The organism is Adlercreutzia sp. CNCM I-6215, from assembly GCF_977072315.1.
The window spans coordinates 104,326-120,134 of record NZ_CDRVMA010000007.1; the positions used below are offsets into that span (position 1 = coordinate 104,326).

Here is a 15,809-nt window from a genome sequence, read left to right on the forward strand (position 1 = left end):
GGCGGCAGTTACCCGGCCAATGCCAAAGCGGCACAAAATCGTCAAGGGCGCCTCAGCTAGCCGATGGCGTCGCGCGCCGCCTCGCAAAGCGCGATGACCACGGCGCCTTCTTTGAGGTCGACGAGCAGGGCCGGCACGCCCAACTCGGCGAAGAACGCCTCGCGCTGCGCATCGGCATCGTCCCCTTCCCCGTCGGCGAGCACGATGACATCGGCACCGGCGATAAGCTGGGCCGCAACGTCGGCCGTCTCGCGCTGGAGCACGCGCAGCTCCCCCACCGGAAGATCGGCCTTCACCAGCGCCGTGGCCAGATCCATGGCGAGGTTCTCGGTATAGGTGTCGTTATCCGGCTCGGCCGCGATCATGAGCAGCCGCGGGTTCTCGGGCCAGCGCCCGCGCACGGCCTCGGCAAGACCCGAGTCCTCCCGCAACGTGGCGAACCGGTACATCCCGCGAATCTCGTAATCCATCGGCTCGGGTGCGACGATAACTTCCATGGGAACCTCCTCGTTGCATTTTCCCGGCTCTGTCGCCGGATACTGCTCGTTTTGGCATAGCCTACCACGACAGCAAAACCCGAGTTATCGAGTCTTCCTATGAGAGTATCGGCGCTTCCCCGCCTCGGAAGCTTAATGCGGCGGGGATCAGGAGTCCTATAACCTTAAGAACGGATACTTAATTCGGGCTTGTCGCTAAACTGGCATCGAAGCTTTTCCGTACGCACTAATATGCACACTCTCGGGATGCTGGGATTATCACCGGTGGCTTTGTCGAACAAAAGAGAGGCGAAGAACCATTCGGAAAATTTCCTCTTGCAAAGGCGTTGCGGTCGGGTTATCATAGCAAAGCTGTTTGAGCGAGAGCTCAAAAGCACCAACGGGTTGTGGCGCAGTTTGGTAGCGCACTTGACTGGGGGTCAAGGGGCCGCAGGTTCAAATCCTGTCAACCCGACCAGAACTTAGAGAGCCGGCATAATGCCGGCTCTTTTACTACGAGCGCGTATTTAGAGCTAACGGGCAAGTCAGTCAGGAATTAGATCAGAGTTTCGAGCAATGCGAAGGAATTAGTTAAGGGTTTCGGACATCACGAGAGAAATAGTCGGGAATTTCGAGCAGCAAATCGACCCATTGCAGGCAATTTGCTTCGAAACACACCCGAAACTCCCAACTACTTCCGATCTCGCAACATCACTCTGCTCGAAACTTCCAACTATTTCCAAAATCTTGCGAGTTATTTGATTCGCTATGTCACCGTTCAGGACGACCCATCTTCCCAGGTCACGCTCTGGGTTATGCCTTGGGTTAGGCATTTAACCCAATTTCGTCGATCGGCCCGATGCGCGGTTTTGCGAACCGGGCCATGATGCAACCCGTCAGCAGCGCTCGGCAATCGGACAGAGCCGAAGAGGACGGTTCCACCAGCCGAGCGCGAAGGGAGCGCGGTTCGAAGAAGCCGCCCGTCGTTCAGGAGGGTCATCATGGAAGTCACCCGTCGCGATTTATTCAAGTTCACCGGACTGGCCGCCGCCGGAGTCGTGGGAGCGAGCGCCCTTGCGGGCTGCGCCCCGAAAACCGCCGCGGAGACGGCCACGCTCGCGGATACCGGCTCTGCCGATGCCGGGCTGCCCGCCTTCCTGCAAGCTCCCGAGCCCATTACCGACTTCGCAGACACCCGCGAGTACGACGTCGTTGTCGTAGGTGCCGGCGAGTCGGGCCTGTCCGCGGCCCATTCCGCCGTAGCCGCCGGCGCCAAGGTGGCCTGCGTTCAGAACATCGGAACCGCCCAGACGACGGGCAACATGGGCGCCTCGGTGGACACCACCAAGACCGACGAGGCCGGCATCCAAGCCTGCGTCGCCTTCCTCATGGAGAAAAATGCCTACCGCTCGAACCGCAAGCTGCTGGAAGCGTGGGCCCGCAACTCCTACGAGGCCGTTACCTGGTGGGCGGACACGGCGGCCGAGGGCGGCGCCGAGTCGAAGCCCTACGATTCCGAGCGCGAGTACAACGGCTACACCTACTACTTGCACGCGAACACCTACAACCACTTGGAAGGCGCCCACAACGACGCGGCCCTGGCCGTCTGCGATGCGGTAGCCGCCGAGGGCGTGGAGTTCTTCTTCAACTCCCCGACCGTGCAGCTGTACAAGGAGGGGGAGCGCGTGGCCGGCGTGATCTGCGAGACCGAGGAGGGCAACGTGCTCTTCAAGGCCGCCAAAGGCGTCATCCTCGCCTCCGGCGACTGCTCCGGCAACCAGGAAATGCGCGATTACTACTGTCCCGACCTGCGAGGCTTCAAGACCATGAGCCCCTTCCGCGACGGCATGGGCATGATGGCCGGCATCTGGGCCGGGGCGCAGATGACGCCGGTGAACCACTCGAAGATGGTTCACGGCGGCGGTGCGCTGACCCGTCTGGAGCTGCCCTTCCTGAACCTGGACATCCACGGAGAGCGCTTCATGAATGAAGTTCTGTCCTTCGCCTACCTGAACAACCTCATGCGCGGGTACCTCGAGGAGTACGATTTCCAGAACCCCATGGCGGCGAAGTTCTTCACCATCATGCCGGCGAACTGGGTCGAGATTGGCGAGCAGTGGGCCGCAGCCCATCCCAACGAGGTGAAGTTCGGCGTGGGCAACATGAAGATTCCCTCGGAGGATCAGTTCGTCAAGGGCGAGACCTTCGCCGAGTTGGCGGCCAACATCAACGCCTACATGGAAGCCGAGGAGTGGCACATCGACCCCATCGACGAGCAGACCATCGTCGCATCCATCGAGGCCTACAACGAGCTGTGCGCGACCGGGGCCGATGGGAAGTTCGGCAAGCGCGCCGACTATCTGGTTCCCATCGAGCAGGGGCCGTTCTTCGCGGTGCCCCGCGGCGCGAACTCCGTGCCGGCCGTACTCGGCGGACTCACGGTGAACGAGAACCAGCAGTGCCTCGGCACCGAGGGCGCACCCATCGAGGGCCTGTTCGCCGTGGGCAACGCCTCGGGCCAGTTCTATGGCGGCGTGGATTATCCCATGGACGTCGAGGGCCTCTCCATCGGGCGCGCCATCACCTCCGGCTACGTCACCGGACGCTACGTGGCAGCCCTGTAGCTCTGATAACCCTCCCCCACCTGTCGCCCCGCCGGCCTCCCTCCCTGCCGGCGGGGCGGTGGCGCATGGGGGAAGGCCCTGTTTCCCGACGAACCGAGGCGCAATGAACGCAACCCGCTATAATGGCCCCATGGAAAAGACACCCGCACTGCGCGAGAAGCGCCGCCTCGACAATCTGGAGCAGATGATCCCCTATCTGTTCGCCTTGGGCTGCGCCCGGACGTGGATGACGCTCACCTTCGCGGCGCCGTGGGCGGGGCTGGCCGTCCCCTTCGATCCCCATGTCCTGTTCGACTACTTGTACGCGGGCTTCGGCATCGCCGCCACCCTGCTCGCCCGCCTCCCGCTTCATCGCCGTGCCGCTCGTCTACCTCTGCCAGGGACTTTCAGGCGATCGCTTCGCCGTCGTGCTCGTGCTCCTGCCGCTTGTCGCCGTGGGCAGCCTCGCCCTCGCGTTCCGAGCGCTGCCCGAGCGGGAGACGACGCCGCGGGCCTACCCCAAGTTCTCGTTCCCCGTAAAGCCGCTCGCAGTGCTGTGCATCTACGCCTTCGCCTACGGGCTGCGCTCAGCCCAGCTGCCCGCCGGCGCCGGGGTGCACTCGTCGCTGTCGACCGCCATTGTCATGGGCGGGTTCTTCATTGTCGTGTACTTCTTCTCGGACCGCTTCTCGGTGAGCGCCCTGTTCCGCTCGCCGCTTCTGCTCATGGTATGCGGGCTCCTGCTCATTCCCGCCGAGGGCATCCTCGGCACCACGGCGGCGGGCTACCTCATCTCCATGGGCATGTCCCTCATGTCGCTGCTCATCGCCCTTCTGTTCTACGACCTGTCCAAGCGCATGGGCATCGCCATCATCGCACTCACGGGCGTTGTACGCGTGAACTCGCTGTTCACGCTGTGGGGCGGCAACGTGGCCGAGCTCTTAGGCGCCTTGGGCCTCGCTCCGACGACCCAGAACATCGCCATCACCGTGGCCGTGGTCATGCTGGTGCTGGCGAGCACGCTCATGCTGCTGTCGGAGAAGGACCTGGCCAGCCGCTGGGGCATCCGGCTTCTGGAGACCGATAATCTCGCCAAGGAGAGCCTGCGGGCCGAGACTATCGCCGAGCGCTGCGACGCGGTGTCGGCCTCCTGTCATTTGAGCCCCCGCGAGGACGAGATATGCCGCCTCATCGCGGGCGGCAAGACCAACCAGCAGATCGAGCGGGAGCTGTTCATCGCCTCCGGCACGCTGAAGGCCCACATCCAGCACATCTACGTAAAGTGCGGCGTGCACTCCCGCAAGGAGCTCATAGCCCTGTGCGGTGGCGAATGATGCGTGCCCCTTGGAGAGTATTTACGCCAGAAATGGACAAAATTGCGTCCAGTGAGCTGAGAAGAGGTCTTTCGCGACCCAAACTGAGCAACATTTTAACGTCTTGCGCATAAAATGAAAGCAACAAGCCGCCATACGGCGCACATCCGAACTCCAGAGAACTCACTCGACGTCATTTTGTCCACCTTCGTTAAAAGTGCCCTCCGCCGTGCGCTGCGCTACTTCTCCGTGCCGTCGCCGAACAGGAGGTCGCGCTCGTCGCCGGGGAGCTTGGCGCGGGCCTGCTCGCGCAGGTTGTTCAGACCGGCGAGGTACTGGCGGTACAGCACCACGGTGAGGTAGCGGCCGGCCGGGGTGAGGGTCAGCTCGTCGGCGTTGTCGGTGGCAAACGCGCCATTGGCCCGCATGAAGGCCATCTCAACGGGCAGCCCGCGCTCCACGGACACGCCGAAATCGCGCTCGAATTCGTGCTTGTCGAAGCGCAGGCTGTACAACTGCAGCAAAAACTTGTAGCGCATGAGGTCACGGCGTGGCAGATCGGTCTTGCCGAGCAGCGGCGTCGCGCCGGCGCGCACCAGCTCGCCGTACTCTTCCAGATTAAACGTGTTCACGAACAGGTTGTCACCCAGATGCGTGATGGAGCCGGAGCCTATGCCCACGCACTCCTCATAGGACACGGCGTACTCGTCCACTTCCAAATGCTGTTTGCGCTCGTGATTCTCGTCGAGACGGTTGAACGTCCACAACGTGCGCCGCTCGAAGAAGGGGTTCTCTCCCCCGGCCAGAATCTCGTCCAAGATATGATAGAAGCGCCGCTCCTTGTCGTAGTCCATCTTTCCCAGCACTTGCTCCATTTTGCGCGTGGTGGCATGGGACTGGTACAGCGGCGAGAACGTCGTCTGATGGCAGCCGCACAGAGCGATCTTCTCGCAGTCGGAAATGAGGATGTCCTCGGTCTGCGTGGGGAAGTTGAAGATCATGTCCACGTTCAGCGACTCGAAGTACGGGGCCGCCTGGCCGATGCGCTCGAAGATCTCTTCCCCGCTCCCGTACTTCTCGTAGCGGTCCATCTGACGCAGAAGCCTGTCGTCGAAGGACTGCACGCCCACCGACAGGCGCTGGATGCGGCCCTTGAGCTTATCCAGATACTCCGGGATAAGATGGTTCGGGTTCGTCTCCGAGTTGACCTCCTTCACGTGGAAGAGGTCGCGGGCCAAATCAATGGTCTCGCACAGCTCGTCGATGTCCACCGTCGGCGTGCCGCCGCCCACATACACGCTCTCGAAGTCGTAACCCTGATCGGCGAGCATCCGCATCTCCTGGCGCAGGGCCTGGAAGTAGTCGCGAGCGCGCTGCTCCCGGTAGGGAAAGCGGTTGAAGGAGCAGTAGGGGCACAGCCGCTCGCAGAAGGGAACGTGCACGTAGAGGGTGTAGGGGCGCCCCTCCACGGGGTCGGGAAGCGCGCCTTCGGGCACGGGGTGCAGCGTCAGGGTCTTGTCGGTCATGGCGCGGACGACGGTGGTGAGCATGCGCTCTGAGAGCATCGATACCTCCTGGGTCTATTCAAGCGTAAGGAGGATTTTAGCACTCCCACAGGGCCAATAACCGACCTTTGTCCTAAGGGTATGCGGAACGCACAAACTCGCGATGCAACCGCGCGAGGTCGTAATTTCGGCCGACCGTTTCCTGCGCGCGCATCCTCAGGCCTTCTGCTGACTCCACGGCCCGTTCCTCTTTGTAAACGACAACGGCGAGCGCTTCATGTGCGAGAACACCGACTACTACAAGAAGCCCGTGTTCCTCACGCCTGTGAAGCAAGGCCCCTTCTACGCCCTGAAGGTCGGTCCGGCGCTGCTCGCCGTCTGCGGTGGCTTGAAGTGCAACAACGACTTCCAGTGCCTCGATGAGAACGGCGAGGTCATCGAGGGCCTCTACGTGCTCGGCAACATCATGGGCGACATCACCGCGGTGGACTACCCCATCAACGTCGCCGGCAACTCCCACGGCCGCTGTATCACCTTCGGTTATCTGCTCGGCCACGAGCTCGCCGAGGCCTAAGCGCCCGCGCGCGAAACCGCTTACTCCGCTGCGGCCTCCCCTCCCTGCGGCTGCGGCATTCCAGCTAGAAAGGCTCTCTTTCGGGAGCCTTTCTTCATGCCCGCTAATTGGAGAGGCGTTCTCTTACTCTTTTCCTTCGGCCATTTTCTCGACAATACTCATAAGCTCCTGCTTTGTGTGAACGCCCGTCTTGGAGTAGATGCGCTTGATATGGGCCCAAACGGTGTTTTCCGACAAGACGAGGTCTTCCGCGATGTAGCGAGCAGAACGTCCACGGGCCAGATAGCCCAGAATCTCCCTCTCGCGCCGCGTGAGTCCGCTCGCAGCAGCGATGCCTTCAACCCCTCCTTCGAACGCATTGTCGATCGAGTTCGAATCGCTCGCGTTCGCCTCTCCCTCCGAAACCTCATCAGGCATCGGCGTATCAGCCGGATGCGTGCAGTCGGTCACGCTATCTTCCTCCGAATCGCTCGTACGCGGCCCCAGCTGCCTGCGCGCTTTGCTGATACCGAACACCAGCACCCCGGCCAATGGGTAAATGGCGGCAAAGGCAAGCAAAGTGAGCAACGAAAGCCCGTAATCGACGCTCAGCGACCGGAGAATGCTGCCGACGCCTAAACCCGTCAGAAGCGAAAGCGCCGAACCTCCCAAGTAGGCAGCCGAGAGGATGTAGGTCGAAAGGTCAAGACGTCGCGCGCTGTCAACGATGTATAGCAAAAACACCATGCTGCAAGCATCGTAACAGGCAATCATGACGAGGCCCACCAGACCTCCAAGGCCATCGCCGAGAAATGGCAGAAGCGACAAAATCAAGAGAAGCAGAGGCAAGCAGGCATTGTAGACCGACGCCGGATGCGGGCTCCTAAGAGCGATGAGCGCCAAAAGCAGCGTGACCAGAGTTGCAGCCGCGAGGGGTATCCACATATCCACGTCGCCAACCAAATGTTCCGATTGGGAGCCAAGCACGGCGGTATGCAGGATGCCAACGACCCCGACGAGCGCGAAAACGCAAAGGTAGGCCAAGGTAAGGTCGCGTCGTTCCGGCGGAACAGCAGGCATAGACGTCCGATGTTCGGGAAAACTCATGGTGCGCTTCTTGCGGGACAACAACCACGACGAGAGGCCCACCGATAAAATGGGCAGCGTACAGGACCAAAAGCGCCCGAAGGCCACAAGGAGAGGGCTTGCTATGCATTGGACGATAAGGGCACCGACAATTTGCACCGTCGATGAAGCAGTATCTTCCTCGGCGGCGAAGACATCGAGCCAAACAGCATTGAGGATGGTCGACGAGTAGCCACACAGCGCACCACAGAGAGCGGCAGCGAAGCCATCGGGGAACCTAGAAAGCAAATCGCCGGCGCTGAGAAGAAACCCGGACGAGAGAGATATAACGGCGGGATACTGGCGCAGGGCGCCCGATAAGAGACGACGAGAGCGCACCATCAAAACGAGAGCAGAGGCCGTAAGAAGGGAACTCAATCATGGAATTCAACCGTAGGGACTTTATCAAGGGGACTCTGGCTTTGGGCAGTATTGCCGCCGTAGGGGGACTTGCTGGATGCTCGAGTCCGCAAAATCAATCACCCGACTCCTCCCCTTTGGCAGATACCGGCTCCATCCCCGGTATCCCAGAGAGCTTCACCGACGGGAAATGGATCGGAACAGCCATGGGCCACGACGACGACCTGATAGTCGAGGTCGTCGTCGCAGGCGGCGACCTCGCCTCAGTTCGCGTCCTGCGCTGCGATGACACCATCGGCATCGGCACAACCGCAGCGCCTATAATGGCCGCACGAATCCTCGAGACGAAGAATCTAGACGTCGACACAGTGACAGGAGCGACAACCACCTCTATCGCCGTCAGAAACGCCGTCGCAGATGCGATCACGAACGCCGGCGGCAGCGTTTCCTCCTTCAGTTTGGGGACAACTGCGCCGACCGGGGGCGCCCCTCAAAACCTCGAGGTCGATGTCGCACTGGCCGGTGCGGGAACCGCGGGACTCATCGCCGCCGTCCGTCTTCTGGAGGCCGGCAAGTCGGTCGTGCTCTTCGAGAAACAGGACATTGCCGGCGGCTCGATGCCGATGACCTACTCGGGCGTCGCGGCGGCGGAATCGCAGCTGCAATCGAACTATGCGCTGGGACGACACGATGAGAACCCCATGTTCAACAAAGCGGGTATGCTGGCTGTCATGAGCAAGTACCTCGTGCCCGAAAACGACCGTTTCGACGGCGCAATGCCCTATCAGACCGCCATGTACGACAATTCTGGCAAGCTGGTAGACTGGCTGCACGGCATGGGCGTGGGCTTCTACAGTCTCGGAGTGAACCCGGCCTACGGCGTGACCCCCTACCTCGCCCCCGGATGCTACATGGGTGGCTGCGGCTATGCCAAGGACTTCCTTGTCGACCGAGTGGGGGCGCTCGGCGGCCAGATCATCTACGCCACCGAGGTCACCGAACTCGTCCAGGAAGCCGACGGCCGAGTGACTGGTCTTTTGGCCCAGGGCCGCAACGGCTCAAGTTGGACCGTGGGTGCGAAAGCCGTTTGCCTCACCACGGGCGGATTCGCAGCCAACCCGGATATGATCGCCGAGTACTACCCCGAATACGCCGATTACAAGTTCAACTGCGCGCCCGGATCCACGGGCGAGGGTATCCTCATGGGGCAGAAGGCCGGGGGCGCCATCGAGTGCATGGGGCGCGAGCTCGGCGCCTTCCTCTCGACGACGAGCCAGGCAGGCTCTAACTTCGAGATCGCGTTCCTTTATCAGACGACGCCGGGCATCATCGTGAACGCCTCGGGCGCCCAGTTCGGAAACATGATGTCCGACAACCACGGTATGCTCGGCCGCGGTCTGCGCGATGCGGCCAACGGGGGCGCCTTCTTCTACATCACCGACGAGTCGGGGCGCATCACCACCAACAAGAACGAGCTGTACGCCATGGACACCTATAAATGCCTGGAGCATCGCGGCGACATGGTCCATTACGACTCGGTCGAAGAGGCGGCCGAAGCGCTTGGCCTGCCCGAGCTGGCCTCCACCATCGAGACCCACAACGCCCACGCCCTCGCCGGCGAGGAGGACGAGTTCGGGCGTAAGAATCTCCCCTACATCGACACCTATAGCGGCATCTGGGTCATCAGCTGCCTTCCCACCTTCTACCTCACCACGGGCGGCCTTGCCATCGACACGGCCGGTCGGGTGCTCACCGAAACCGGAGAGTCGATCGCGGGCCTGTACGCCGCCGGCGACGTATGCGGCTCCATCGAGGAGAAGGACGGCCGCCCCTACGCCATGGGCTTCGATGCGGCCATGAACTACGGGTATCTCATGGCAGAGGCCGTCATCGCCGATATCTAGCAAACCGCAACCTGAGAAGCCCCCTCCTGCGCCGGAAGCTCAACGCTTCCGGTGCTTCTTTTCCAGAAGGGAGGCGCCCTATTCGGTGTCGCCCACGTAGGGGGCGAGCACGGCAGTAAGGACCTTCAAGTGGGCCTTGGAGCGGTTCAGGCAGGGGACGTAGATGAAGGCCTCGTCGTCGGCGCGGTCGCGATGAGCGCCGCGGCGGAAGTCGTCGGCCGCACGCTGACGGCGACGAGCGGCGGCCAGATCGGCATGGGCATTGTCGCATCGGGCGGCGGCTTTGCCGGTGTTCTCCAGGGCGCCGGGCTCCTCGGCGGCGTTCACCTCCAGGCCCTCGAGTACCGCCCGGTAGAGGGGCTCCAGCTCGTAGGGCACGTCGTAGAGCGTTTCCAGGCAGTCCACGGAGAAGTTGGGACACGCCATGAACAGGCGGCTGCCCGGCTCGGCGGCCTGGGCCAGACGCTCCAGCGTGGGTCGCGTGAAGGGCGACAGCCAGGTGCGGCCCTTGTCGAAGCGGCTCTGGTAGCTGATGGTCCAGGCACGGCGATCGAGCCCGAGCTCGCCGGCCACGGCCAAACTCGTGGCCCCGGTCTGCAGCTCGTAGGTATCCCCCGCCTCGATGTCCTTCAGCGGAATGGAGTGGAACGAGAACAGAAGGCGATCTCCCGCCTCTTCGGAAAAACCCGCATTGCGGATAGAAGCGGCCACGGCCCGGACGTAGGTGGCGTCTTCGCCATAGCCGTCGATGAGGCACACGTCGCCCTTGAATCGCGCGCGGCGCACCGCTTTTTCCACCCCGTCGCTCACCGAGCCGGTAGTGGAGAAGGCCGACTGCGGGTACATGGGCAGCACCACCAACTCCGTGCAGCCGGCCTCCTTCAGCTCCTTCACGACGCGCTTGATCTGCGGTTTCCCATAGCTCATGCCCGCGCGCACCATGACGGGCAGGCCCCGATCGGCGTAGTACTCGTTCAACCCACGTTCCAGGGAGGTCGTGATGGCGATGAGCGGTGAACCCTCCTCCGTCCAGATCTTCTCGTACTTCTCCGCCGAGGCCCGCGAGCGCTTGCCCAGAATATGGGTGTGCAAAAGCGTCCACCACACGGGGCGCGGCATGGGGCAGATGCGCGGATCCATGAGGAACTGAGACAGGTACTTCTTCACGGCCTTGCGCGTTGGCGCCTCCGGGGTGCCCGTGTTGGCAATGATGACGCCCACCTTGCGCGGCGCGGCGGCCTTCTTCTTACTCATCGGGTACCTCTCCTTCCACGGAAGGGACGGGAGAGGCGGCCATGAGCTCGGCCACCTCGCGCCCCGCGTCGGTCTTGCCCAGCGAGCGCTCGGCTAGCGCGTCAAGCGCCTCCTGCAGATCCTGCGGCAGGTTGTCGGCGAAGGCCATGGGCTCGCCGGTCGTCGGGTGCTCGAAGGCGATGCTGTAGGAGTGCAAAAATTGGCGGCGCAGCCCCAGCTGAGCCCGGGCGTCGCGGGGGCCGTGGGCGTTGTAGACCGGGTCGCCCACGATGGGATGGCGCGTGTACTGCATGTGCACGCGGATCTGGTGGGTGCGCCCGGTGAACAGCTTGCACTCGATGAGGCTGTAGCCGTCGTCCTTGGGGCCGGCCTCGAAGCGCTCGAGCACGCGGAAGGTGGTGATGGCCTCCCGGGCGCTCGGCGTATCGCGCACGGCCATGCGGCAGCGCTCGTCGGCCGAGCGCGCGATGGGCGCGTCGATCATGCCGGTATCGTGGGCCATGATGCCGTGAACGAGCGCGATATAGTGGCGGTCGACCGCCCGATCCTGAATTTGCGCCATGAGCTCGCATCCGGCCTCGTCGGTCTTGGCCGCCAGCATGAGCCCGCTCGTGTCGCGGTCGAGCCGGTGCACGATGCCGAGCCGGTCGGCCTCCTCCCCCTGCACGTTGCACAGGTTCTCCTCGCCGCAGTGCCAGATAAGGGCATTGACCAACGTGCCATGGGCGTGATCGACGGAAGGGTGGCAGACGAGCCCGATCTGCTTCGAGAGCACGAGCATGTCCTCGTCTTCGAAGCGCACATCCAAGTCGATGGGTTCGCCGTAGACCACCACGGACTCCGGCTCGTCGTCCACCTCGTAGACGATGGTGTCCCCCGCCGCCACGGCGTGCTTTTTGGAAACCGTGGCGCCGTTCACGAAAACGCGGCCCTCCTCGATGGCGCGCGCGGCGGCCGAGCGGGAAGCGTAGAGCCCCCGGGCGGCACACAGGGCATCCAGGCGGTTTCCTGCGTCCTCGGTGGTGGCGATATGGCAAAGCGAGCGTGACATGGCATCCATTCTATCGACGTCCTGCCAGAGGGTCATCCCCCGAACAGGCTACTTCTCCTCCGATGCGACCTCCTTCGCGGGCGCATCCTTCCTCATGGACCAGAGCATCCCCGCGAAGAACAGCACGAACCCGCAGGTAACCCCGATGTCGGCAACGTTGAACGTAGGGAAGCTGATAAACACCGTGTCGATGAAATCGACCACGTAGCCCAACGTGAAGCGGTCGAGCGCGTTACCCAAGCCGCCGGCCACAATCAGCGCGATCCCCACCGTCTCCATAACGCCGGCGCGCTTGCCGGCCGTGAACAAATACACCGTGAGCGCAACGCAGACGAGCACCGACATCACCCCGAGGGCGAAGGTCGATTCATCGAACATACCCCAGGCGGCACCGGTGTTGTGCACCAGGCGGAACTGCACCAGACCAAGAAAGGGACCAGCCACTACCTGGCCCACGGAGAAGCCGTTGAAGTAAGCTTTCGTGGCGATATCGAGGACAAGCCACAGCGCGGCAAGAGGAACGAAGATGGCGGCGTTGCGCTTGCGCCGGCTGGGAAGCCTCTCCTCCACGGCAGAGGCCTCCCCTTGCTCTTTCTCTATGGTTAACGTCTCGGGGGCGGCCACTTACTCGGCCCCGCCCTGAATGGCGTCCAGCGCGTCCCCGCAGCGCTCGCACACATCCGGATGGTTCGGGTTGCCGCCCAGCTCGCGAATGTTCCAGCAGCGCGGGCACTTCTCGCCCTCGGCCACCGTGACCGCCGCCGTGATCTCGTCGCCGTCGCCTTCCACGAACTGCACCTTGGCCACAATGAACAGCTCCTCGAAGACCGCCGGGTCGAAGGAGCCGGCCGTGGCCACCAGCGCCGCCGGGGCCGTCACGGTAAGCGACGCCTCCTGGCTCTTGCCGATGATCTTCTCGTTTCGCGCCTCCTCCAGCGCCTTGGTGACCACCTCGCGGACGGCCATCATCTCCTCCATGGTCGCCACTTGCGCGCCCGCATCGGCAGGCAGAGAAGGCACGAAGTCGCGCGCGCACGGCCAACCGGCCAGCTGCACCGAGGCCTCGCGGCCCTCGATGGCGCGGAAGGCCGGCGGGTAGCACTCCCACACCTCGTCGGTGGTGAACGACAGGATGGGGGCCATGACCCGCACGAGCACCTCCAGGATGTTCATGAGCACGGTCTGCGCGGCCCGGCGGCGCGGCGAGGCCGGCGCCTCGGCGTACAGGCGATCCTTGGTAACGTCCATGTACACGGCGGAGATGTCGTTCACGTAATCGTATAGGGCCCGGTAGACGCTGTTGAAGCGGTAAGACTCATAAGACGCCTCCACATCGGCGAGCAGCTGCGAGAGGCGCACGAGGGCCCACTGGTCGAGCGGCTCGAGCGCGTCCCAGTCCTCCACGAAGTCATCCGGCGTGAAATCGTTCAAGTTGCCGAGCAGGAAGCGGAAGGTGTTGCGGAAACGGCGGTAGGCGTCCGAGACCTGCTTCAAGATGTTCTCCGAGATGGACACGTCCTGGGAGTAGTCGCAGGACGACACCCAAAGGCGCAGCACGTCGGCGCCTAACTTGTTGCACATCTCCTCCGGATCGATGCCGTTGCCGAGCGACTTCGACATCTTGCGGCCCTCTTCGTCCACGGTGAAGCCGCAGTGCATGACCGACTTGTAGGGAGGCACGCCGTAGGCGCCGATGGAGGTGAGCAGCGACGACTGGAACCAGCCGCGGTGCTGGTCGGAGCCCTCCAGGTACATGTCGGCCGGGAAGGTGAGGCCGTCGGTCTCGGCGCGATGGCGGCAGACGCTCGTGTGCGAGACGCCGGACTCCCACCACACGTCCAGGATGTCCTTTTCGGGGATGAGCTCGGTGCCCCCGCACACCTCGCACTTGGTGCCGCGGGGCAGATACTCGCTCGGAGCCTCGGTGAACCAGGCATCGGCGCCCTTGGTGTTGAACAGCTCGATGACCGCATCGAAGGTTTCGGCCGTGGCCACGGTGTTGCCGCACTTGGCGCACTTGAACACGGGAATCGGCACGCCCCAGCTGCGCTGGCGCGAGATGCACCAGTCGGGACGGTCGGCCACCATGGCACCGATGCGGTTCTTGGCCCAAGCGGGAATCCACTCCACTTCCGAGTTGATGGCGCGCAGGGCGTCCTCGCGCAGGGCGTTCTTGTCCATGGAGACGAACCACTGGTCCGTGGCGCGGAAGATGACCGGCTCGTGGCAGCGCCAGCAGTGCGGGTAGGAGTGGTTGATCTTCTTCTCGGCCACCAGCGTCCCCTGCTCGCGCAGCCAGTCGATGATGACCGGGTTGGCCTCGTCGGTGGAAAGGCCGGCGAACTGGCCCGCCTCGCCGGTGAACACGCCGTTGTCGTCCACGGGCATGAGCATGGGGATGTCGAACTCCAGCGCCACGAGGTAGTCGTCCTGGCCGTGGCCGGGGGCCGTGTGCACGGCGCCGGTGCCGGTGTCCAAGGTGACGTGGTCGCCGTAGATGACCGTGCCTTTGATGTCGCGGCGGACGGGCGCGGTGTAGGTGAGGCCGAACAGCTGCTTGCCCGTCAGCGCCACCGGCTCGCCGTCGGCGCCGCGCACAAAATCATAGTCCTCCCAGCCGGCCACCTCGGCCACGGTTTCCACCAGCTCCTTGGCCATGATGAGGTTGTCACCGCCCACCGTGACCATGACGTAGTCGGCGTCCGGCGCCAGCGACACCGCCGTGTTCGCCGGCAGCGTCCAGGGGGTGGTCGTCCAAATGAGCAGGTAGGCGTCGCCCTCGGCTCCGGAGGCCTCGAACACGCCGGGCATGGCGTCCAGCTTGAACTTCACGTAGATGGAAGGCGACACCTCGTCGGAGTACTCGATCTCCGCTTCGGCGAGCGCCGTATGGCAGTGGGTGCACCAGTGGATGGGCTTGCGGCCGCGGTAGACCGAGCCTTTCAGGTACAGATCCTTGAAGATCTCCACGTTGCCGGCCTCGTAGTTCGGAATGAACGTGAGGTAGGGGTGTTCCCAGTCGGCGTTCACGCCGAGGCGCTTGAAACCGTTGCGCTGGATGTCGACGTACTTCTCGGCCCACTCGCGGCAGCGTTGGCGCAGCTCCACCTGGGAGATCTCGGCCATCTTCTCTGGCCCGAGCGTCACCTCAACCATGTGCTCGATGGGCTGGCCATGGCAGTCCCATCCGGGGATGTAGGGAGTGAAGTACCCGCGCTGGGCATGGCTTTTGACGACGAAGTCCTTCAGGATCTTGTTGAAGGCGTGACCGATGTGGATGGGGCCGTTGGCGTAGGGCGGCCCGTCGTGCAGCACGAAGGGCTTGCCGTCGGCGTTCTTCTCCAGCACGCGGCGGTAGATGTCCATCTCTTGCCATGTGGCGAGCCGCTCCGGCTCGCGGGCCGGCAGGTTCCCGCGCATGGGGAAATCGGTCTCGGGCAGGTTCATGGTGTCCTTGTAGCTGTTTGACACGGCGCTTCCCTCTTCCACTTCGAAATCGTCCTCTATGTCACGGCCTGCGCGCCGGTGGGGCGCCAGGCGTCTGTGAGCGCATCTTGCAAAGTATACGGCAAGGGGGCGCAACAGGGGCAATGGTTACAACTTTTTCTCAGGAAAGGCTTCATTGGCCGCAGCCGGTGCAACGAACCCAATTTGCGCTAGAATGT

11 protein-coding genes and 1 tRNA gene are annotated in these 15,809 nt (G+C 63.2%); 5 read left to right on the top strand and 7 right to left on the bottom strand.

What is annotated here, in order from left to right; all coding sequences use genetic code 11:
* Positions 1–56 precede the first annotated feature (56 nt).
* Positions 57–497 carry a hypothetical protein gene (locus ACW4LP_RS07050; RefSeq protein WP_114548367.1) on the bottom strand — a complete coding sequence of 147 codons (441 nt, stop codon included), beginning with the start codon at positions 495–497 and terminating at the stop codon, positions 57–59.
* 380 nt (positions 498–877) lie between these two features.
* Here ACW4LP_RS07050 and ACW4LP_RS07055 point away from each other — a divergent pair.
* From ACW4LP_RS07055 to ACW4LP_RS07065, 3 genes are all read left to right on the top strand, one after another.
* Positions 878–954 (top strand) — tRNA-Pro (locus ACW4LP_RS07055).
* 523 nt (positions 955–1,477) lie between these two features.
* Positions 1,478–3,100, top strand: a complete 1,623-nt coding sequence (locus ACW4LP_RS07060) for an FAD-dependent oxidoreductase (RefSeq protein WP_227069514.1) — start codon at positions 1,478–1,480, stop codon at positions 3,098–3,100.
* Positions 3,101–3,456: 356 nt separating this feature from the next.
* Complete coding sequence (locus ACW4LP_RS07065; protein WP_417175428.1) at positions 3,457–4,413, top strand: helix-turn-helix transcriptional regulator; 957 nt, start codon at positions 3,457–3,459, stop codon at positions 4,411–4,413.
* A gap of 218 nt (positions 4,414–4,631) precedes the next feature.
* Here the strand turns inward: ACW4LP_RS07065 and ACW4LP_RS07070 are convergent, their stop codons facing one another.
* A complete protein-coding gene (locus ACW4LP_RS07070) occupies positions 4,632–5,957 on the bottom strand; it encodes a coproporphyrinogen III oxidase family protein (RefSeq protein ID WP_237974255.1) in 1,326 nt (441 codons plus the stop codon).
* Between the two features lie 217 nt (positions 5,958–6,174).
* Between ACW4LP_RS07070 and ACW4LP_RS07075 the strand changes: the two genes are divergently transcribed.
* Entirely contained in the window at positions 6,175–6,471 is a 297-nt protein-coding gene (locus ACW4LP_RS07075) for an FAD-binding protein (RefSeq protein ID WP_232325476.1), read from the top strand.
* Between the two features lie 123 nt (positions 6,472–6,594).
* Here ACW4LP_RS07075 and ACW4LP_RS07080 read toward each other — a convergent pair whose 3' ends face one another.
* Entirely contained in the window at positions 6,595–7,557 is a 963-nt protein-coding gene (locus ACW4LP_RS07080) for a helix-turn-helix transcriptional regulator (protein WP_237974257.1), read from the bottom strand.
* 398 nt (positions 7,558–7,955) lie between these two features.
* Here ACW4LP_RS07080 and ACW4LP_RS07085 point away from each other — a divergent pair, with 398 nt between their 5' ends.
* Positions 7,956–9,839: an FAD-binding protein gene (locus tag ACW4LP_RS07085; RefSeq protein WP_302223330.1), complete on the top strand. Its 1,884-nt coding sequence runs from the start codon at positions 7,956–7,958 to the stop codon at positions 9,837–9,839.
* A gap of 78 nt (positions 9,840–9,917) precedes the next feature.
* Here ACW4LP_RS07085 and hemH read toward each other — a convergent pair whose 3' ends face one another.
* Genes hemH through ileS form a run of 4 tightly spaced genes read right to left on the bottom strand, consistent with a single transcriptional unit; the run spans position 9,918 to position 15,615 of the window.
* On the bottom strand, positions 9,918–11,093 hold the full coding sequence (hemH, locus tag ACW4LP_RS07090; RefSeq protein ID WP_455803648.1) for a ferrochelatase: 1,176 nt from the start codon (positions 11,091–11,093) through the stop codon (positions 9,918–9,920).
* Positions 11,086–12,144, bottom strand: coding sequence for an RluA family pseudouridine synthase (locus tag ACW4LP_RS07095; RefSeq protein WP_173115260.1), 1,059 nt, complete (start codon positions 12,142–12,144; stop codon positions 11,086–11,088). Before ACW4LP_RS07095 ends, hemH begins: the two co-directional genes overlap by 8 nt.
* A gap of 48 nt (positions 12,145–12,192) precedes the next feature.
* Complete coding sequence (lspA, locus tag ACW4LP_RS07100) at positions 12,193–12,714, bottom strand: signal peptidase II (protein ID WP_241521320.1); 522 nt, start codon at positions 12,712–12,714, stop codon at positions 12,193–12,195.
* A gap of 54 nt (positions 12,715–12,768) precedes the next feature.
* On the bottom strand, positions 12,769–15,615 hold the full coding sequence (gene ileS, locus ACW4LP_RS07105) for an isoleucine--tRNA ligase (protein WP_455803664.1): 2,847 nt from the start codon (positions 15,613–15,615) through the stop codon (positions 12,769–12,771).
* Positions 15,616–15,809 lie beyond the last annotated feature (194 nt).

Bases quoted from the DNA above. Each gene is read 5' to 3' on its own strand.
- ACW4LP_RS07085 (WP_302223330.1), top strand. From the start codon at position 7,956: ATGGAATTCAACCGTAGGGACTTTATCAAGGGGACTCTGGCTTTGGGC.
- ACW4LP_RS07060 (WP_227069514.1), top strand. From the start codon at position 1,478: ATGGAAGTCACCCGTCGCGATTTATTCAAGTTCACCGGACTGGCCGCC.
- ACW4LP_RS07095 (WP_173115260.1), bottom strand. From the start codon at position 12,144: ATGTCACGCTCGCTTTGCCATATCGCCACCACCGAGGACGCAGGAAAC.
- ACW4LP_RS07080 (WP_237974257.1), bottom strand. From the start codon at position 7,557: ATGAGTTTTCCCGAACATCGGACGTCTATGCCTGCTGTTCCGCCGGAA.
- hemH (WP_455803648.1), bottom strand. From the start codon at position 11,093: ATGAGTAAGAAGAAGGCCGCCGCGCCGCGCAAGGTGGGCGTCATCATT.
- ACW4LP_RS07075 (WP_232325476.1), top strand. From the start codon at position 6,175: ATGTGCGAGAACACCGACTACTACAAGAAGCCCGTGTTCCTCACGCCT.
- ACW4LP_RS07050 (WP_114548367.1), bottom strand. From the start codon at position 497: ATGGAAGTTATCGTCGCACCCGAGCCGATGGATTACGAGATTCGCGGG.
- ACW4LP_RS07070 (WP_237974255.1), bottom strand. From the start codon at position 5,957: ATGCTCTCAGAGCGCATGCTCACCACCGTCGTCCGCGCCATGACCGAC.